Below are 18,050 nucleotides of genomic sequence, written 5' to 3' on the forward strand. Positions count from 1 at the left end.
AGGAATCAACCATGTCAGACTGGTGCCATAACCGTTTAGAGATCACCGGAAAATCCGCGCTCATCAGCATTATGGAGGAGTGGATCAGCGGTGAGGCCGTACCGCTTTACCGTCACGCCGTCATGCGCAGCATAAAACTGTTTCTGGCAGGCTGTGGTGGCCTGCTACGCCCGGTTAAAACGGAATCCTTTCCGCCGTTTCCCGGGTTAATGCAGAGCGGAACGGGACAGGGCACGCCAGCCAACCTGGCGTTTGAACAGTGGCTTAGTTTACTGCGCAATGACGTACCGCTTGACGGGGAACATCTGCGTAAAATTGAGCGGCTTTACCATCAGTCGGGTATCGACGCGATTCGCTGGGACAGTATTCCGGACGTTTCGCGCAGACATATCGCGCGACTTATTGAGGAGCGCTATGCGGACTGGTTTGATATTGCCACGCTTTCCCGGGAAATCGATCCGGGTCAGTGCTGGGAACGACTGAGTCAGATGCCTGACAGGGCTCAACCCTGCGATATGTTGCAGATAATCCCGAGCCGGCTGGCTGCTGAACTAAACGGAAGTGGCGGACTTCTTTCCGGGGCTTCCACGTCCGGCAGCCTCTATTGCCGGCAGTACGGTATGGAGTGGCCGGCAGGTCACAACGTCAGCTGGGAACGAGAAGGCGTCAGCAGCATAAAACTTGCGTTTGATTCCGCCTGGTTCCCTCCGGCAGGAGAGGTCATCGCGGCACTGTCATCCACGTTTGACTGTGAAATTCGTCACTGGTATAGCGAGCCGGTTCACGATCTTGATGGTTATGACTGTTACGATCGGGGCGAGCATGTCTGCAGTGCTGAGGCGATTATTGATGAACTGGACGACGGCAGGCCCGGGCTTCATCTGGTGCCGGTCGCTGAACCTGACGAACCGGAAGGCGCAACATCCGTTCATCAGGCCGCACAGTGATAAACGTCAACAGTGAGTACCTTCGCTGCCGCGTTATTTCGACGGCTCACCTCTGCGCAGAAGACAATGCGCTGCTTGATGAGATCACGACCCGTGAAGTCGGTAACGGTGAGTGGGTCCACTACATCGGCGGGGGCTATCTTCTGCGTTTAACCGCGTGCACCTCGCCGGTTCTGCGACTGAAAGAAGCGGGATTATCGAAAGAGGCCCGTCGCGTGATTGCTTCACTAATACGTTCGGATGCCTTAGGAATCCTGATTTTTGAATCAGGGGCTCCGGAGGTGGAAGGATTCACCACGTACAGCTGGTAACCAAAAATGGCGAGCCGTAAGGCTTGCCTCACACCCTGAGGGGAACACCTCCTCAGGGGCGTGTTCCCCTTTTTTATGGAGAACACGCATGTCTTTTATCAATCATCGCAGCACATTCCTGAAGATTTTCAACACAACCGCCCGTTATCATCACCGGCACAAGGTGTTTGAGGACTTCGTCAGCTGTGCGGCCATTGCGCTCCACAACGGCGTTGCGCACGATGCAGAATTGGAGAAGCAGTATCTGAGCATAATTGCCGGCTACGAGAAGGAGGACGTCACCAGGTTGGCTGAGTTACTGGGTCATGTCGTGATGGTGCTCGATGAGCATCGTTGTGATTTTCTCGGCGGCATTTTTATGGAGCTTGAGCTGGGTGATAAGTATCGCGGCCAGTTTTTCACGCCGTGGGACGTATCGCGAATGATGGCATCAATGCAGCTTTCCGGCATCGATGCGCTGATGCAGGGAAAAGACTTCATAACCCTGCAGGAGCCGGCGAGCGGTGCAGGTTGTATGGTCATCGCCTTCGCTGAAGAGTTTGCTCAACGCGGTTATACGGTCTCAGAACAGCTGTGGGTGTCGGTGACGGACGTTGATCCGCTGGCCGCCAGTATGTCCTATATACAGCTCTCGCTTTGCGGCATTGCAGCAGAGGTTGTGACCGGAAACGCGCTGACTCTTGAACGGCGCCGTACGCTTTACACCCCGCTGCACTACACCGCCAGGTGGGCAGCAAAACTCGGCAGTGCAGAGCAACGCGCAGCCTGACTATAACGCCTCTCCGGAGGCGTTTTTTTTGCGGGTCAGTATAGAGTTTGCGGTGGATACCGACTCCCCGGCAGGGCATGGTTCATGGCATGACGCTGACGGAGGTACTGATTACATGCAACCCACGCAGGAGCAGGCACAGATCATCGCCTGGAAAGGCAGAAAACTTGTTGTTACGGCGTTTGCCGGTACAGGCAAAACGTCCACGCTCGAAGCTTACGCGCTGGCAAACCCCACGGAGCGGATGCTTTACCTCGCCTACAATCGCGCGATCAGGGAGGAGTCAGAGCGTCGCTTTCCATTTAACGTGGAGTGCAGAACGTTTCATCAACTGGCATGGCCAACGTTCGGGCGGCACTTCCAGGCGCGGCTTACCACGTCTCTGCGCATAACGGATATTGCGCGGCTGCTCAATACCCGACACTGGCTACTGGCACGGACTGCGCTGAACACGCTTAACACCTTTTTGTACAGCGCCGACGGGGAAATCTCATTTCTGCATCTGCCCGATGAGAGCGATCGGGGCGGACTGGATGCGGGAAAAATACTCGGAGCTGCACAGGTCATATGGCATGAAATGACCCGGATGGATTCACATTTTCCGGTGACGCATGACATCTATCTAAAACTTTATCAGCTGTCAGCGCCGGAGCTGAATAAGAAATGGGACGAGATCCTTTTCGATGAGGCGCAGGATGCTAATCCGGTGACCAGTCAGTTTGTTCTCAGCCAGCCCTGTCGCATCATCCTTGTCGGCGATCGTTATCAGCAGATTTATCGCTTCAGGGGGGCGGAAAATGCCCTCGTTTCGCCGCAGCTGGAGACTGCAGACAAACTGTGGCTGACGAACAGCTTCCGGTTTGGTACGGCGGTCGCAGACGTTGAGAATACCCTGCTTGCCGAGGCGGGGGAAAGCCGCCGGATCAGCGGCCTTGGTGGTGAGGACCAGGTTGTAGCCGAATTGCCCGCCGGAACAGCGCATTGCTGTGTTATCAGCCGGACGGTAGCAGGCGTGATTGGCTCAGCTCTGATGGAGAGCCTGACGGGTAAAAAGGTGTACTGGGTGGGCGGAATGGAAGGATACCGCATTGGTGAACTGGAAAATTTGTACTGGCTTTCGGTCGATATGCCCGATCGTATTCAGTCGCCGCAGCTGACGCGCGATTATCGTGACTTCGAAGAATATCGAACCATTGCCAAAGCAACAAAAGATCCGGAAATGGGGCAGGGTGTACGATTGCTGGACATGTATTTTCCACTGCCAATGTTGCTGGCTGTATTAAAAAAGCAGGCGGTGACGCACGAAAGCGATGCTGATGTGACAGTCGTGACGGCGCACCGTAGTAAAGGGCTTGAGTGGAACGCGGTCAAAATCAGCGATGATTTTGTTGATATTACCGATCCCCTTTTAAATCCGCGTGAAAAAGAAGATGAGCTGAATCTTCTGTACGTATCGGTGACGCGCGCGCGCAAAATTCTGGTGCCAAATGAGCTGGTCTGTATCGTGACCGGCTGCCTTGATGCATTGTGCAAAGGCTCTGAAACGCCGGGCGGAAAGGAATCAGCTGCGCTTGATCTCAGCGATGAAGCTGAATTATCAGGGAGCCAGAATGTTCAGTAAGCTCATAACCATGATATCCGGAGGGCAAACCGCGGCTAAGCCAGCGCAGGCTTGTAGTAAGATTCCGGCGGGATATTTCGCGCCGCAGTCAGCCACAGAGCTGCTTGCTTCCCCGCATCGTAAGCTCCTTCTCAGGCAAATATGGGATAACACGTCTTTGCCGGAGGAGATTTATAACCGGCTTTATCTGACACCGCTGAAAATACTCGCTGAGGGCGTACAAAACGTGCCGGCCAGCACTGAAGGTGAATGGAGTAAAGAGGGCGGGTACATTGATCTCACCCTGAAATTTACCGCCTGCAGCGTAAGGCTGGCAAAAGGGCATATGTTTCCTCCGGGCGCGGCACCTGAGGAACAGGCCGCTAAAAACACGCTCTGGAATGCTGTTGTTTTCTGGTCAGCGCTTACTGCACATCTGCCACAACTGACCCGGATTGAGGGGGAATTGCTGGACGGACAGTGCTGGATCCCCGGTATGTCAGCGCCGGGTGCACCTTATCGGTTCCGGATAAACAATGCAGCCGACTCTGGTATGGCGGCAATGATGGCGGCCAGGCTGTTGCCTCATGACGGGGTCTCCTGGCTCTGCGGAGATCGCCAGGCCTTGCGAGTGATGGCTTCGCTGGCTGGCGGAGATGCAGCGGCCATGCCGCTCATCAAAGAAATTCTCGACAAAGCGCGAGGCATCAGCAAATCGCCCACCGATTCTCCTCAGACGGGCATGTCTGCAATGGCCGCTGCGGTGCCTTTGCCGGATTCCGTACTGCCAGCAACGGCTTTCCCCGACGATATCATCAGTGCTGCCTCTGCACTCGCCGGTATCGGGTCGGACAGTGCAGTGGATATGGCCTCCGGCCTCTCACCAGTGAACGTAGAACCTCTGCTAACTGCAGATGATGAAACAGGTTCTTTGCCCCCGGCTTTTTCAGAAAACAGCGGCGCAGTAACTGAGCAGCCAGTGGCAAAAGAAGCGGCTGATGATACGGCCATCCTTCTCAGCATGTTTGCTGCAGCTGAACCGGCGGACACCAATGTGGATGAACAGGCTGAAGGAGCAGGAACGGATAATGCAGATGACTGTTTGCCTGTTCAGGATATGATTGAACAAGTAATTGCGGTCCCGGATCAAAGCCTGGAACTTATTCCCGAAGCCAAGCCGCAGGAAATATTGCCTGTTATCGATTTTGTGCTGGATCAAGCCAGCAACGAAAAAGTGTCGTGTGAAAACCCTATCATTCTCGCTGCACCTGAAAGCGCAGATGTTAGTAATCTTGGCGAGCAGTTTTTATTGTGGCTGAGAGAGTCAGTCAATAATAAATCGCTCAGTGTGAATGAGAGAAACAGCCTGCTTCATGCAGTAAGTGGGTTTATGTTTATTTCTCTGCCGGGTGCTTTATTTAAATTTATTGAAGTAACAGGCATTGATAATGATCGCAGGGCTGTGCAGGCATCATTTGAAAAGAACGGCGTATTGCATATGCGTAACGATAAACGTTTTTTCAGAGTGCGCATATATGAATCTGAAGGTCTTGAAGGTAAGTATCAGAAGCGGAGTGGGTATTTAGTCCGACTCTCTTTATTTTATCAGGCAGGAAAGGATAAGGTTAAAGACAGCCAATATATTCTGATTGAAAACTAATGAGGGAACCCGGAGGGGTTCCCTTTTAAAATCAAGCTGGAATAGCATTCTTCACTGCATCAGGAACACCAGGTCTGCCGTTGGCGATACAGGTAGCGGTAAATACTGCTTCTGCATATACAACATTGTTGACCAGTATTTGCTGAACAAAATTGACGCGACTGCGTTTCTCGTTTGCCTGGAGGGCGCATGTTACCTGCATTTCATCGCCTTTTTGCAGACTCTTTTTAAAGCGCAGCGTGTATTCCAGGATCATGTGAAGGCGTCCTTCAGCGAACTCCTGTTCTAGGTCTAATCCAAGCGATTCTTTCATAAAAGCGTGACGCGTCCATTCCATGTAAAAGGGATAGTAGAGACCATCTACAACACCTTGGAAATCAACGTGTTTTTCGTCTACGGAATAGGTTTTGGTAAACATCATAAATCCTTAAAGTAGTTCAGCAGCGCAAACCGCATTGGCAGTATTAAATTTTCAAAATCCTTTTGCGAGGTATCAACCCCGGTACAAATATTGAGGGCCATGCTCATGTCATCCTCAATACCATAAATGAAGCTAATCCCATGATATATGTTGTGCTCACGCCGTTGCTCATCGATTGCATTGTTTTTTTCATTGCGCAAAGCGTCATCCCAGATGACAGTGCTTACGTCACCCTTGTTAATCTTGGTAAGTTCGATGCCTATTTTTATTAGAAGGCTGTCTTTATACTTACCCTCGTAATAAAATTTGTTATCCCAGTCAGCATAGCCATTGCTTTGGTGAGCAGAGATTTTATTGTTGACAACTAATAATGTTGAGATGTAAGTAGTGTGCTCGAGTTTATCGAGAAATTTAATGACTTCATTACTGCAGTGGTGAAATTTAAGTTTTACTTCTTTTGAATCCATTTCACTCTCCGGCATTCATAAATATCGCTTTTCATTAGTTTAGTGCTTTGATTTCCCTCTAAAAGAATGGATTTCTCGTCCATTACTTTGAGGACGCCAACATGCAAACCATCAGCGCTTTTCACGTAGCACAATTTGTTATTATTAGGGTCGATATTTGTGACTGTAGATACAATACAGAACTCTCCGAAACTTACATATGGTTCGCCGTACATTCCCGCTATCTGCACCAATTCCACGTCAGGTAACTGGCGGCTGGCTAAGATGAAGAGAGTATCCTCATCCAGTTTCGCATACTCAGTAAACTGGGGGGGGAAACCCTCACCAGTCATGATCCATTTGCCCTTTACCTGAAGCCCGTTTTCGGTGAAAAACTCGGCAATGACATCTATTACGTCCATCCTGCGAGCAGGTATAGAGCCATCTGATTCCCAACGGGTATAGGTTGTGTAGGACAGATCCATGTTTTTCTGCTGTATGAAATTCACAACTTCCTGTGGCGTAGTACCCGTGGCAGCCCTACAGCACTTAAGTCTCTTCTCAATCGTATCTAACATTCGCATTCCTTAACGGAAATTATTGCAATGATTTTAAGGGAAAAAATTGCACAGCGTTCGGGAATAATTACTAATAAATGGGAAAAAATTGCAAAAAAGCCATTAGAGGTGGTAATATGTAAAAAGTTAACAAATTTAGTGTTAAACATTATCATAAAATGACCTTTCCTTGACACTTTTACGTGAGAAGTGAGGGCGTGTACTAGTCGCGAACCATTTGACTAGGTTTTTGAGCAATCAGGGGTTCTGGTCCGTTTGAGCAAATAGATGCTCCTTTCCCATTACTTGGGTTAAGGAAATTCTCAAATGAAACTTAACTTGGAGATGTTATGCCCTCACATAATCAATCACGTTCGCCAACACCGATTATTTATATAGGTCAGACCAGACGTAACAATCTTGAAGGATGTGCCGTGCGGCTCACGCATTCGTCTGGCCGCGTCATTAGCGCCTCAAAAATCGTTCAGGGCTTGATAGATGCTTATTTAGAGGTATATATCAGCGAGCTAACTGCTAAGACTGCTTAGCTAGAAACCTAGACCATTAAAAAATCACTTAATCCACAATCTTGTGGAGGGATAAACTCATGCCTAATCCGCCTGAAGCCCTATTAGCTGTACCCTACTCATTACAAGCGGAACAATGTGTTCTGGGCGCATTAATGCTCGACAATGAGCGTTGGGATGAAATTAATCTCCTGCTCACAAATAGTGATTTTTTTGTTGCAGCCCATCGTCATGTATTCAAGGCGATGAGCAATTTGTGTCTGTTATCCCTGCCTATAGACCTGATAACCCTGAGTGAAAACCTTGAACGAGATGGTGTGCTTGAACACTGTGGCGGGTTTGCTTATTTAGCTGAGCTTAGTAAGAACACCCCTTCAGCTGCGAACATTCTCGGCTATGCGGGCATTATTATTGAAAAGAGCCGGTTACGCGCTTTGCAGATTGTTGGAAACAGTCTTATAGCTGATATACAGGCTAATCGCCTCAATTCACAGCAAGTTGCTGAGCAAGCTGAAAATGCTCTGTTCCGTCTTAATGAACAGGGAACTAACGCAACTGAGAGCGAATCAGAAATTATGGTTGCTCTTGATCAAGTGCTGAGCAAACTTGAAATAGCTACTGCAATTGAAAACGGAATAACAGGTACATCCACAGGCATGGCTGAATTAGATTTCATGACATGTGGTTTGCAACCGGGTGATCTGATTTTACTGGCAGCACGCCCCTCCATGGGTAAAACCGCTTTAGCTGTCAGCTGGTGCATCGGTGCAATTGAAAGCAAGCCTCAGGAAGCCGTTTTTATCTTTAGTATCGAAATGCCAACTGACCAGCTAACTATGCGCATGTTGTCAATGCGAAGCCGTGTTGACCTTACCAACCTCCGTAATGGAAATCTGAGCGACGAAGACTGGGGACGCATCAGTCAGGGTGCAAATGAAATGGCAGCTTGGCGCGATCGCTTGATTATTGATGAAAATAGTTCTCAGACGCCGGCGACGCTGCGCACCCGTGCGCGTCGCTATGTTCGTAAGTACGGCAAGCCCTCATTGATTATGGTCGATTACCTCCAGCTTATGCGATGCCCTGATATGGAAAACAGGACGCAGGAAATCGCAGAGATATCCCGTTCACTTAAAGCGCTTGGAAAAGAGCTTGGCTGTCCTGTTCTTGCATTGTCACAGCTCAATCGTCAGGTTGAACAACGTGCGGATAAACGGCCAAATAATGGCGATCTTCGTGATTCTGGTGCGCTCGAACAGGATGCCGACCTGATTGCTTTTATTTATCGCGATGAGGTTTATCACGCAGATACGGCATATCCTGGTCAGGCCGAAATCATTATAAGTAAACAGCGACAGGGACCTACTGGAACCATCAAAACTCAGTTTGATGGCAGGTTTACTCTCTTCAAGGAATATCCTGAAGGTGGGTATGACTTTGGCTACGATTTCAGGAGTAATCCTCAATGAGTAAACTGCACTTGGTAAAAAACACGCCAGAAAAGAACGCCAGTTTTGCGAGAATTTTCACTCTTGATGAGCTTTGTGTGAATCCAGATAATCCGCGCAAAAGTCGTAATCCTCTTTTCGACGATCTAAAAGCATCCATCCGGGCACGCGGCCTTAATTCTGTACCGTCAGTTACTCGTGACCCACGTCTTCCTGAAGGCAAGTTTACTTTCAGCGACGGTGGTAACACTCGCTACACCATCATGCGAGAACTTTGGGATGAGACAGGAGATTCGCGGTTCTTCAGAATGGTGTGCATTGAAAAACCATGGCCTGGGCGTTTCCAGTGCCTTGCCGGGCACCTGGCCGAAAATGAAACTCATGGGCAGTTAACTTTTATTGATAAGGCTATCTCTGTAAGCGAAGCGCGTTTGATGCTTGAAGAAGAACGCGGAAAGAAAATCTCATTACGTGATCTTGCCTCTGAACTTACCAATAGTGGCCTGCCCGTACATTTTTCTACGGTAAGTCGTATGAAAGATGTAGTGACAAATATATATCCATGGATGCCTGTATTGCTTAAGTCAGGTTTTGGCGGGCGGGAGCTTAGAAATTTGCTTAAGCTCCGCCATGGGGCCGAAACAGCTTGGGAAAAATATGAGTTTGAAAAGAACATTTATACCAAAGCAGAGTTCGCCAATGTATTTGGTGAGTGCTGTCGTAAGTTCGATAATCCTGAGTTATGGTCAATTGAGATGTTTACTGATGAACTCATTGGCGATCTCACAGAAGCGTTCCCATGTGATGAGCTTGATTATGATGGCTGGTTGCTTGAACTCCGTGGCGCTGATAAAGCAAAGGTAGAATCTGCAGAAAACATTACTCTTCCTGCTTATTCTGGTTCGACGGCAACATCATCTGCTGTTGCAAATGATGATACAGCTGAGCTCAACCAGACATTTAATGAGCTAGCCTCAGATGATTCATCTATATCTGAGTGTAATGCCCGGATTATTAGCCCGGGGTCTGATCAATCTAACGGAAATGAGACAGCTAAGGGTTCATCTTCTATATCAAACAAAAAAGATGAAAAGCCTGTTCCGCATGATTTAGATGATCTATCACAGTCGGATATTAGTTCAATCTGGCGCATTAATGCCCTTCAAGATGATATTGAGCATTTGCAAAGTATTGCCTGGCGTTTGTGCTGGGATATCGCCAGTGCTCATGGCTGTGGTAGTTCTTTAAAATCCGCCAATGAAAATACATCACAGCTAGGTTACGAATTGTCAGTGTCCGTTAAGGATGCTCATATTGTGGCCTTATTTCTTGCTTCGCTGACAGATGATACCGCTTGTCAAAATTCGGCGAACTTCACTTCTGAATTGCTGATCGGGTCATCTGAATCAGCCACACCTGCTTTTGATGACGAACAAACCCTAGCTGTGTTTCGGCTAATCAGGATCCTTCGTCGTCTCCGTGAACTGCAGCGCAGTAGTGCTGCTTCTACTGTTCCTGTAAATGAAGGTTAACTGATGAACATGAACCTCTCCCGTGCTGCGAATGGCTTCCTGCTTGACCTGGTTATGGAGCTTAAAAATGGGTTTATCCGTCGCTGTGACAAAATGGGCCTTTCTTCTGAAGAGATTGCCACGCTGAAAGATATGACCATTGAAGATATTCATTACATCATCAATAGCGAGGTTTCTGTCCTTTCGTTTCAAATAAATCAAGACAATCTTGCACGGCTCATGACACAAGCGAGGGAAGAACAGACGCGTAAGCAACGTATTGATCGCGCACTCGCTCTTGGTGGCTCAATCAGGCTTATGGAGCATTTTTTCGGGCTGATGAGTAATGACGTTGCTGCACGTCGCAGGATAGCCGGCATAAAAGTTCGTGCAGGTCGTGGAACCGTTCTTAGAGAGGAACAGAGTACTGAACTGTGGGAAATCTGGGCGGCAAATGACAATAAAACGCTTCGCAGCGAAACGGATGAAGGACTTGATTTGATGCTGCTAGCCGCTGAACAAATGGATATTTCTCTCACTGCAGTCTGGAACACTGTTCTCAAGTGGGAGAGTGAGAATCTAACAGCGGCCACGCGGAGAAGAGCATGATTGTTAACCAGTGGAAAGTGTTCACTGTAATCAGAAGGGGTCAGAGTGCGATTTAAAGAGATCATACCGGGCCTTAAAGCTCCGGCGACGGTTCCGACGTCTTTGTCTAAAAAAGCGGCCAGCGCAGTCCGACGATTCTGGCTCGGAGAACATAACTATAAGCGCCTAAATGAAAACCGGACGGGCTACTACAAGATTGATCTCGGCCCGTTCTGGCGACTGCTCAGCCGCGATGAAGGGCGCACCTGGGAGATGATGAACCATGAGCGCTTTAACACGGCTATGCGCAACTGAAGCGTAGTCAGAATGCTGAGCGATGAGCCTTTAGCGGCACATCGCTCAGCATTTTTTTGTATTCAGAAGGTGAAGAATGACATTACCGGATGACAGCCTTATCCATCAGGCAGTCACAAAACTAACTGACCGACTGACCGCGCGTTTATCCGAAGAACAAAACAGCTATGTCCGTGGCGGTCTGTTGTTCACGGGTAACATACACGATTCCATGCCGCGACGATTGCTTCTCGATCACCGTCTTTCCCCGCTTGATAAAATGGGCTGGATAATTATCCGCCTGCACGCTCTGAGCAATGATGGCGCCGTTTTTCCTTCCTATGAAGAATTGCAGTTGCAGCTGGCAACGCCGGGAAAAGGCAGGGCATCGAAAGAGACCATTAGCCGCATACTTCTGATGTTACGCATTACGGGCTGGCTTAGTCTCTGCAAACGCGTCAGAGACGAAAAGGGAAGGGTAAGAGGCAATATTTATGCGCAGCATGATGAGCCCTTGTCATTTGCTGATGCAGAAATGTTCGACCCACACTGGCTTAAAACAGTGGCTGAAGCCTGCCTGAGCAGTAACCGGACCATCAGCTCTACGGCAAAAACAATCATCAGTGAAATCAGGCTGGATCCCACAATGCTCCATCATCGCAGTCATCTCCAGATGATAGAGGCCCGTCTGGGCTCAGCTCAAAGTCCTGAAGAACTGACCTGCCGTGCCACACCCGTGAAGACAGGACGCTCGCCGGGTTCGAATACCGAACTCAGCTTAAAAATTCATGATCAACTACTCGGTTCGGATTCCGAACTCAGTGAAAGTACCGGCAATAAGAGCCCGGTTCGGAATCCGAACAGTTACGTACGTAGTTTTACTAATACAGATAAAACATACGTAACTGGTTCGGTTTGCCTGCCGGATGACTTCCTCTCACTGCTGAAACCAGAAGACCGGGACATGGTCAATCGCCAGCTGCAGGCGCTTTCGACTGAGCGATCCGCTCTGGTGCTGTCGAATGTCATACGTGCACAGCGTGAAGGCAGCCTGCAAAACCCACTTGGCTGGTTGCTGACGGTACTTAAAAAGGCCCGACAGGGGGAGCTTTACCCTGCAGAAAACGTACGAAAAGTACCTGATCACATGAGCCCGTCATCACGCCCTGAACTGCGCCCCTTCAAGCCTCCCCGTGCTGATAGCCGGCAGACGTGCAGTGAGGAGCGCGTAAGAGAAATCGTTCAGAGTCTACGAGTGTCTGTTGGAAATCAGAGAAATGAATAGGCGGACAGTGGTGTCCCAAAAAGTGATCAGCGCAACATGCTGCAGTAGAGGTTAAAAAGCGCGCAGTGTTGCACCGTGCAACAGATGTTAAAAAGCGAGCGATGTTGATCCGGGAAACTGCGATCATTAATTAAGCGCCATACGCAGCGAACAAATTTTACATTGCGAATATCTGATTTCGAATTGTTTACGGTCCTCCCAGGAATGAGGATCGCCACTTAACTTACGAAAGCCTTTGCCAATCAGGAGACAGCTATGGCCGAACAGACAACCCCTCATACAGCGCCTCGGCGATCTGGCGGATTAGTATCCACGCTGACTGTCGAGCTGCATTCGCATTATGCAATCAGGCTCTGGGAAGGGCGCAATCGTTCAGATGAGAAATCAAAGGTCGAAAAACGGCCGAAAATTCTGGGAATGCCAGAAGCGATTTCGCGGGCAGGATTAGCCGGGCGTGATGCAGCGGCCGGCAACCCCTATGGTGATCAGTTGCTGGTCAAACTTGAAGAGGCCATCAAGTTGGCTACTGAGAAAGTTGAAGAGCAGGTGAGGATTATCGATAACATTACGTCTTGCGTTCCCGCCGGTATCACCATTTCAGACGTTACTTCCTCCGAACCGCTGAACCTCGATGTGTTTAGTCGATCACCTCTGGGCTATCGCTGTGTCTGGCTGTTAGTACATTACGACCAGCTGGCACTGAAAGCATTCCGGGCATTCCATTACGGCATGATCTCCCGTGCACAGCGCGACCAGTTTCTGGAAAAAGGGAGTAAAGCGATACGAGTAGTCTACGGGTTGATTCAGAACTACCGGACCATGCCAGTGACATACGAGGATATCCGCCATAAAACGGCGCGTGGCCTGGCTGCCATTGAGCGTCTGGGGGAACCCGATCCTGCCGTCATGTCGGGAAAAAAACGCTCTTCATTCTCTCCACTTTCTGCCTTTACCTCAGAGGACGATTAATTTGAACCAGATGATTACTTCGGGCGTTATCTGCGCCCTTCTCAGTGGCTGTGCAGGTACTGAGTTTGGTGATATTAACAAAAATATCAGCGATACCGCTTTCAGTATTAGCAAGACTTTGCGCGGCAGTGATTCGGATTCCATGGATTCCGGCAACGGTATGCCGGTACTGACAAAAGCATCATCAGCTGGCGGGCAAAGTGCCAGCAAACAGTTTAGCGTGCCGGTAGATATAGATACGGCCGCCGCGCGATTAAAGCGCCACTATGGCTATGTGAGTGCGGATGAAATTGAACATATTCGCTCCAGAGATCGTAACAGCCGCTGGAGTGCCGCTGCTATTGAGGACGCCCATCCAGTGTGGGAAGCCGTTCCGGGAAGCTCTTATCGCATGGGTAGCGATGTGGGTGACAACGACCATATGGATATCGAGCTTGAAAAGAACGGTTCCGGTACGCGGTTGTATGTGACATACAAATCACCTATCGCATCGCACCTTACCGGCAGCACGTTCGATAACGTCATGTCTCAGGTCCGCCAGGTTGCCTCTGGTCAGGCACGTTAAACCGGAGGCCGGCATGCAGCTTTATCTATGTGAAAAACCCTCTCAGGCCAAAGATATTGCCCGCGTGCTGGGCGTCAGCCAGCGCGGTCAGGGGTGTATTACCGGCGGTAATATTACTGTCACGTGGGCAGTAGGCCATTTGCTGGAAACAGCCACGCCAGAAACTTACGGCGAGCAGTTTGGTCGGCCGTGGCGCACGGAGGTGCTGCCGATCATCCCGGACCGGTGGCAGATGACCGTCAAGAAAGATACTGCCGACCAGTTTGGCGTTATCAAAAAACTGCTGAAAAAAGCCAGTGAGGTAGTCATAGCAACCGATGCCGATCGCGAAGGTGAGGTGATCGCGCGTGAGCTGATGGAGTACTGCAATTACACCGGTGTCGTGCGCCGGCTGTGGCTTTCCGCGCTGGATGAAGCCAGCATCAAAAAAGCACTCAGTGAAATGCTGTCAGGTGAAAAGACTGAAAAACTGTATCAGGCGGGTATTGGCCGCTCGCGGGCAGACTGGCTTATCGGAATGAACCTGACGCGGCTTTATACCCTTAAGGCCGCTGAAGCCGGGTTATCGGAGGTGTTTTCTGTGGGCAGGGTGCAGACGCCCACGCTCGCTATAGTGGTTAACCGGGATCTTTTAATTGCCGGCTTCAAACCAAAGCCCTGGTGGAAAGTCAGAGCTCAGCTTGAAAAAGACGGTGTTTCTTTTGAGGCGGAATGGGTTGCTGCAGAGCAATACTGTGACGATGAAAAGCGGTGCGTAAACCAGCAGATTGCACAGGCTGTTCAGCAGCTCTGCCTGAAAGCCGAGAACGGCAGTGTGATTTCCGTTGAGAAAAAGCGTGATAAAACACCGGCACCGCTCTGTTTTTCCCTCGGAGATCTTCAGGAAGTTTGCAATCAGAAATGGGGGTTTGGCGCTAATGAGGTGCTTTCTATTGCCCAGGAACTTTATGAAACTCATAAAGCGACGACCTACCCGCGAACAGATTGCGGTTATCTGCCAGTATCGATGCGGGAAGAGGTCAACGACGTTCTCCGGGCTGTACAGCATTCCGATCCTGCTATCAGCAACGAGCTTTCCCGCCTTGATACCGCATTCAACTCGCGAGTCTGGAACGACAAGAAAATCACTGCGCACCACGCCATTATTCCGACGCGACAGCCATTCGACATAGCAAAGCTGAACGCGAAAGAGCTTAAAGTTTACTCTCTTATCCGGCTGCACTATCTGGCCCAGTTTATGCCGCTGCAGGAAACCGATGTGACGGATGCCACCTTCAATATCGGTAATCAGCTTTTCCGCACGCGCGGCCGCGTAATGGTACATGCCGGGTGGAAATCGCTGCTCAGTGGGGAGCTGGCTGCAGAGGAAGAAGGTGATAAGGAGTCTGCCGCGCAGCTGCCCGTACTGGAGCAGGGCAGCGTCTGCAGCGTTACCGGTGCAGATGTTAAAGATAATATGACCAAAGCGCCGCCGCACCATACGGAAGGAACGCTTATTGCCGCCATGAAAAACGCAGCCAGCCTGGTCACGGATCCCCAGCTCAAGAGAGTACTGCGCGATAACGCGGGACTCGGTACGGAAGCGACGCGCAGCGGCGTACTCGAAACGCTGTTTAAACGGGGCTTCCTGGAGAAAAAAGGAAAATTCATCATTGCCACGCAGATGGCGCAGGAACTGATCGCTGCCTTGCCAGAGACGCTGACAAGTCCGGGCATGACGGCCCTATGGGAGCAGGCGCTGGATGATATTGCCCAGGGAAAAAGCGGGCTCTGCGAGTTTATGCAAAAACAAAGTCAGTGGACACGGCATCTGGTCGAAAAAGGGCGGGACACTGCTTTTAAAGTCACGGTTCCGGTCGGCCCAGGCTGTCCGCTGTGCGGTGGCCAGACCCATCAGCGCAAGAGTAAGGACGGTAAATTCTGGGGCTGTGTTAAGTACCCTGACTGTAAGGGAATTGTTGGTGAGACAAACCGTAAAAGCCGACGGCAGGCTGCAGGGAAAAAACAGGGATCAGGTAAAGGCCGGAAAAGCATAGCTTCTGCGCCGGCTACCCTGCCCCTGCAGAACCAGAAAGGTTGACAGTAGCGACATTTGGCTTAAAAATAAACGTGCTTGTCTGTCGTCTCTGACGACCACCAATGATTTACCAGCCTAAGAGAATCGCCTTCGGGTGGCTGAACATAACACTCCTGTAGCCTGCAAGGGAGAACACATCAGTGTGGTACATCTGCCCGCCTTTGGAAGCAGATATCGTCAATCACGGCTCCTACTGCCTGGCGATGAAGGTACATTCAACTATCAAGACAGTCAGAATTTAGCTGATTCTGACTCCCCGACGGGAAGACTTCTCCCGTCCGGGCAGAAGTTTTCTCCGTCGAACCAAATTTGACCTCCATGGAGAAAACATTATGTCTGTAAACAACACCTCTAATGCCAGTAACACCGGTAAATCTAAAGACTACTTCAACCTGACCATCAACGGACTGGGATATCTCAGCAACGTTCGCCAGGTCAATGCTCAGTCCGGCACCTTTATCAGTTGCGTTATCAACGCACTGTCAGGTCCGAGCGACAGCCCATCTTATGTGCGTTTTGACGTAACCGTTGCCGGCAAAGAAGCCAGCAGCCTCATTAACCGCTGCCAGAAAGCGGTGGATGAGGATAAAAAAGTGCTGATTGGCTTTGTGCTGAGCAACCCATCTACGGACATTTTTCAGCTGAAAAATGGTGAGCACGCAGGTGAAAGTCGCGTCAGTCTGAAAGCCCGCCTGATTAAGGTGGACTGGATCAAAATAGGCCAGGACATGGTCTTTAAGACTGAACGCGCCGAACCGCAGCATGCGCAGAATGCCGCTTCCCAGCAGCAGTCTTACGCAGAAAACTCATTCTGATTGTTCACTATAGCCTGCTCTTTCCTGAGCAGGCATCCCCCCTCATAAGGAGCATGCTTATGTCCTCACGTGGCGTAAACAAAGTCATACTCGTTGGCAATCTCGGTCAGGATCCGGAAATTCGCTACATGCCTAACGGCGGCGCTGTCGCTAACATTTCACTGGCAACGTCGGAGTCATGGCGTGATAAGCAGACCGGCGAAAATCGTGAAGTGACCGAGTGGCATCGCGTTGTGTTGTTTGGCAAACTTGCAGAAGTCGCCGGTGAATACCTTCGCAAAGGTCCTCAGATCTATATCGAGGGTCAGCTACGCACACGCAAGTGGCAGGATCAGAGCGGGCAGGACAAATACTCGACTGAGGTCGTTGTGAATGTTGGCGGCACCATGCAGATGTTAGGTGGTCGTACACAAAACAGCGCCCAGCAGCAGTATAGTGGTAACTGGGGCCAGCCTCAGCAGCCGCCTTCACAGTCAGATCCCGCTCCGCAACAGAGTAACAGTGGAAATAACGGGAAAGGTAACCGTGGTTCGCAACGTAACAGTGCCGCACAACCCACGCCTCAGCAGCCAGTATCACAGTCACAGTCTGCAGGAGAATGGGATGATGATATACCGTTCCTCGGACACGGTTGCGGCATCGCGAAGCACGCTTTATCCTCTCTCTAACCCTTCGCTGCGTTTTGACCGTTGCACTAAATTTCACCATAATCCTTTAAAGGTTACTGACGATGCCTGCCATACTGCGGCTGAACGGTTTTCGGTTCTTTTTCTACTCCAACGAAGGCAATCCGCGCGAACCTGCTCACATTCATGTGATAAAAGCGGGTACAGAAGCAAAATTCTGGCTGGAGCCGGTTGTAAAACTGGCGAGTAACGATGGATTTGACTCACGGACAATAAAAGAGCTGATGACAGTGATAACACAACACCAAACCATGCTTCTGGAGGCCTGGAATGATTATTTCAGCTAAGAACGTTCGGTTCGATCATCATACTATGTGGGTCGAACTCTCAGACGAGCGGATAATCGGCGTACCGCTTTCATGGTTTCCCCGGCTCCGCAACGCATCTGCCGAACAGCTGAAAGATTACGAACTATCTCCCCGTGGTATCCACTGGGACGCACTGGACGAAGATATCTCAATCGATGGCCTGCTACAGGGGCGCGGTGATGTAACGCACCCGCCTCATCAGGTTGCCTGAAGGTGCTGATTAAAAAAACGCTGACTCCGGTCGTAATGCCGATCAGTTAAGACAA

At 50.1% G+C, this 18,050-nt stretch carries 20 protein-coding genes; 17 read left to right on the forward strand and 3 right to left on the reverse strand.

Annotation, left to right across the window (positions count from 1 at the left end):
• Positions 1 to 11: 11 nt before the first annotated feature.
• The 5 genes from VI01_RS23795 to VI01_RS23815 all read left to right on the forward strand — a co-directional run bounded on the left by VI01_RS23795 (position 12) and on the right by VI01_RS23815 (position 5,287).
• Positions 12 to 947, forward strand: a complete 936-nt coding sequence (locus VI01_RS23795; RefSeq protein ID WP_045816915.1) for a DUF1281 domain-containing protein — start codon at positions 12 to 14, stop codon at positions 945 to 947.
• Entirely contained in the window at positions 944 to 1,258 is a 315-nt protein-coding gene (locus tag VI01_RS23800; protein WP_231638586.1) for a DUF5983 family protein, read from the forward strand. Before VI01_RS23795 ends, VI01_RS23800 begins: the two co-directional genes overlap by 4 nt.
• Positions 1,259 to 1,346: 88 nt before the next feature.
• A complete protein-coding gene (locus VI01_RS23805; RefSeq protein ID WP_045816916.1) occupies positions 1,347 to 2,027 on the forward strand; it encodes an N-6 DNA methylase in 681 nt (226 codons plus the stop codon).
• A gap of 115 nt (positions 2,028 to 2,142) precedes the next feature.
• The gene (locus VI01_RS23810; RefSeq protein ID WP_045816917.1) at positions 2,143 to 3,648 is read left to right on the forward strand and encodes a UvrD-helicase domain-containing protein; all 1,506 of its coding nucleotides are present in this window, start codon (positions 2,143 to 2,145) and stop codon (positions 3,646 to 3,648) included.
• Complete coding sequence (locus VI01_RS23815) at positions 3,638 to 5,287, forward strand: TraI domain-containing protein (RefSeq protein ID WP_045816918.1); 1,650 nt, start codon at positions 3,638 to 3,640, stop codon at positions 5,285 to 5,287. Before VI01_RS23810 ends, VI01_RS23815 begins: the two co-directional genes overlap by 11 nt.
• A 31-nt stretch (positions 5,288 to 5,318) precedes the next feature.
• Here the strand turns inward: VI01_RS23815 and VI01_RS23820 are convergent, their stop codons facing one another.
• The 3 genes from VI01_RS23820 to VI01_RS23830 are packed head-to-tail and all read right to left on the reverse strand — an operon-like array spanning position 5,319 to position 6,732.
• A complete protein-coding gene (locus VI01_RS23820) occupies positions 5,319 to 5,705 on the reverse strand; it encodes a thioesterase family protein (protein WP_045816919.1) in 387 nt (128 codons plus the stop codon).
• Entirely contained in the window at positions 5,705 to 6,175 is a 471-nt protein-coding gene (locus tag VI01_RS23825; RefSeq protein ID WP_045816920.1) for a hypothetical protein, read from the reverse strand. Before VI01_RS23825 ends, VI01_RS23820 begins: the two co-directional genes overlap by 1 nt.
• Complete coding sequence (locus tag VI01_RS23830) at positions 6,157 to 6,732, reverse strand: hypothetical protein (protein WP_045816921.1); 576 nt, start codon at positions 6,730 to 6,732, stop codon at positions 6,157 to 6,159. Before VI01_RS23830 ends, VI01_RS23825 begins: the two co-directional genes overlap by 19 nt.
• A gap of 586 nt (positions 6,733 to 7,318) precedes the next feature.
• Here VI01_RS23830 and dnaB-PI point away from each other — a divergent pair.
• The 12 genes from dnaB-PI to VI01_RS23890 all read left to right on the forward strand — a co-directional run bounded on the left by dnaB-PI (position 7,319) and on the right by VI01_RS23890 (position 17,995).
• Positions 7,319 to 8,707 carry an SPI-7-type island replicative DNA helicase gene (dnaB-PI, locus tag VI01_RS23835; RefSeq protein WP_045816922.1) on the forward strand — a complete coding sequence of 463 codons (1,389 nt, stop codon included), beginning with the start codon at positions 7,319 to 7,321 and terminating at the stop codon, positions 8,705 to 8,707.
• On the forward strand, positions 8,704 to 10,218 hold the full coding sequence (locus VI01_RS23840; protein ID WP_045816923.1) for a ParB family protein: 1,515 nt from the start codon (positions 8,704 to 8,706) through the stop codon (positions 10,216 to 10,218). The genes dnaB-PI and VI01_RS23840 overlap by 4 nt, the downstream gene beginning before the upstream one ends.
• Positions 10,219 to 10,221: 3 nt before the next feature.
• Positions 10,222 to 10,806, forward strand: a complete 585-nt coding sequence (locus VI01_RS23845; RefSeq protein WP_045816924.1) for a DUF2857 domain-containing protein — start codon at positions 10,222 to 10,224, stop codon at positions 10,804 to 10,806.
• Between the two features lie 45 nt (positions 10,807 to 10,851).
• Positions 10,852 to 11,100: a hypothetical protein gene (locus VI01_RS23850; RefSeq protein ID WP_045816925.1), complete on the forward strand. Its 249-nt coding sequence runs from the start codon at positions 10,852 to 10,854 to the stop codon at positions 11,098 to 11,100.
• Between the two features lie 76 nt (positions 11,101 to 11,176).
• Positions 11,177 to 12,364 carry an STY4528 family pathogenicity island replication protein gene (locus VI01_RS23855; RefSeq protein ID WP_045816926.1) on the forward strand — a complete coding sequence of 396 codons (1,188 nt, stop codon included), beginning with the start codon at positions 11,177 to 11,179 and terminating at the stop codon, positions 12,362 to 12,364.
• 255 nt (positions 12,365 to 12,619) lie between these two features.
• On the forward strand, positions 12,620 to 13,333 hold the full coding sequence (locus VI01_RS23860) for a PFL_4669 family integrating conjugative element protein (protein ID WP_045816927.1): 714 nt from the start codon (positions 12,620 to 12,622) through the stop codon (positions 13,331 to 13,333).
• A gap of 10 nt (positions 13,334 to 13,343) precedes the next feature.
• On the forward strand, positions 13,344 to 13,898 hold the full coding sequence (locus tag VI01_RS23865; RefSeq protein WP_045816934.1) for a hypothetical protein: 555 nt from the start codon (positions 13,344 to 13,346) through the stop codon (positions 13,896 to 13,898).
• Between the two features lie 13 nt (positions 13,899 to 13,911).
• Positions 13,912 to 15,978 carry a DNA topoisomerase III gene (locus tag VI01_RS23870; RefSeq protein WP_045816928.1) on the forward strand — a complete coding sequence of 689 codons (2,067 nt, stop codon included), beginning with the start codon at positions 13,912 to 13,914 and terminating at the stop codon, positions 15,976 to 15,978.
• A 329-nt stretch (positions 15,979 to 16,307) separates the two neighbouring features.
• A complete protein-coding gene (locus VI01_RS23875; protein WP_045816929.1) occupies positions 16,308 to 16,790 on the forward strand; it encodes an STY4534 family ICE replication protein in 483 nt (160 codons plus the stop codon).
• Positions 16,791 to 16,849: 59 nt separating this feature from the next.
• A complete protein-coding gene (locus VI01_RS23880; RefSeq protein ID WP_045816930.1) occupies positions 16,850 to 17,458 on the forward strand; it encodes a single-stranded DNA-binding protein in 609 nt (202 codons plus the stop codon).
• Between the two features lie 62 nt (positions 17,459 to 17,520).
• Complete coding sequence (locus VI01_RS23885) at positions 17,521 to 17,763, forward strand: DUF4160 domain-containing protein (RefSeq protein WP_045816931.1); 243 nt, start codon at positions 17,521 to 17,523, stop codon at positions 17,761 to 17,763.
• Entirely contained in the window at positions 17,747 to 17,995 is a 249-nt protein-coding gene (locus VI01_RS23890) for a DUF2442 domain-containing protein (protein ID WP_023285897.1), read from the forward strand. The genes VI01_RS23885 and VI01_RS23890 overlap by 17 nt, the downstream gene beginning before the upstream one ends.
• Positions 17,996 to 18,050 lie beyond the last annotated feature (55 nt).

Origin of the sequence: Pantoea sp. SM3, from assembly GCF_000963995.1 — a bacterium.
Classification (GTDB): domain Bacteria; phylum Pseudomonadota; class Gammaproteobacteria; order Enterobacterales; family Enterobacteriaceae; genus Pantoea; species Pantoea rwandensis_B.

Excerpts from the sequence above, each read along its gene's own strand:
- VI01_RS23820 (WP_045816919.1), bottom strand. The coding sequence starts at position 5,705 with ATGTTTACCAAAACCTATTCCGTAGACGAAAAACACGTTGATTTCCAA.
- VI01_RS23840 (WP_045816923.1), top strand. The coding sequence starts at position 8,704 with ATGAGTAAACTGCACTTGGTAAAAAACACGCCAGAAAAGAACGCCAGT.
- VI01_RS23875 (WP_045816929.1), top strand. The coding sequence starts at position 16,308 with ATGTCTGTAAACAACACCTCTAATGCCAGTAACACCGGTAAATCTAAA.
- VI01_RS23795 (WP_045816915.1), top strand. The coding sequence starts at position 12 with ATGTCAGACTGGTGCCATAACCGTTTAGAGATCACCGGAAAATCCGCG.
- VI01_RS23860 (WP_045816927.1), top strand. The coding sequence starts at position 12,620 with ATGGCCGAACAGACAACCCCTCATACAGCGCCTCGGCGATCTGGCGGA.
- dnaB-PI (WP_045816922.1), top strand. The coding sequence starts at position 7,319 with ATGCCTAATCCGCCTGAAGCCCTATTAGCTGTACCCTACTCATTACAA.
- VI01_RS23830 (WP_045816921.1), bottom strand. The coding sequence starts at position 6,732 with ATGTTAGATACGATTGAGAAGAGACTTAAGTGCTGTAGGGCTGCCACG.
- VI01_RS23815 (WP_045816918.1), top strand. The coding sequence starts at position 3,638 with ATGTTCAGTAAGCTCATAACCATGATATCCGGAGGGCAAACCGCGGCT.
- VI01_RS23885 (WP_045816931.1), top strand. The coding sequence starts at position 17,521 with ATGCCTGCCATACTGCGGCTGAACGGTTTTCGGTTCTTTTTCTACTCC.
- VI01_RS23825 (WP_045816920.1), bottom strand. The coding sequence starts at position 6,175 with ATGGATTCAAAAGAAGTAAAACTTAAATTTCACCACTGCAGTAATGAA.
- VI01_RS23810 (WP_045816917.1), top strand. The coding sequence starts at position 2,143 with ATGCAACCCACGCAGGAGCAGGCACAGATCATCGCCTGGAAAGGCAGA.
- VI01_RS23870 (WP_045816928.1), top strand. The coding sequence starts at position 13,912 with ATGCAGCTTTATCTATGTGAAAAACCCTCTCAGGCCAAAGATATTGCC.
- VI01_RS23805 (WP_045816916.1), top strand. The coding sequence starts at position 1,347 with ATGTCTTTTATCAATCATCGCAGCACATTCCTGAAGATTTTCAACACA.
- VI01_RS23855 (WP_045816926.1), top strand. The coding sequence starts at position 11,177 with ATGACATTACCGGATGACAGCCTTATCCATCAGGCAGTCACAAAACTA.
- VI01_RS23890 (WP_023285897.1), top strand. The coding sequence starts at position 17,747 with ATGATTATTTCAGCTAAGAACGTTCGGTTCGATCATCATACTATGTGG.
- VI01_RS23865 (WP_045816934.1), top strand. The coding sequence starts at position 13,344 with ATGATTACTTCGGGCGTTATCTGCGCCCTTCTCAGTGGCTGTGCAGGT.
- VI01_RS23880 (WP_045816930.1), top strand. The coding sequence starts at position 16,850 with ATGTCCTCACGTGGCGTAAACAAAGTCATACTCGTTGGCAATCTCGGT.
- VI01_RS23845 (WP_045816924.1), top strand. The coding sequence starts at position 10,222 with ATGAACATGAACCTCTCCCGTGCTGCGAATGGCTTCCTGCTTGACCTG.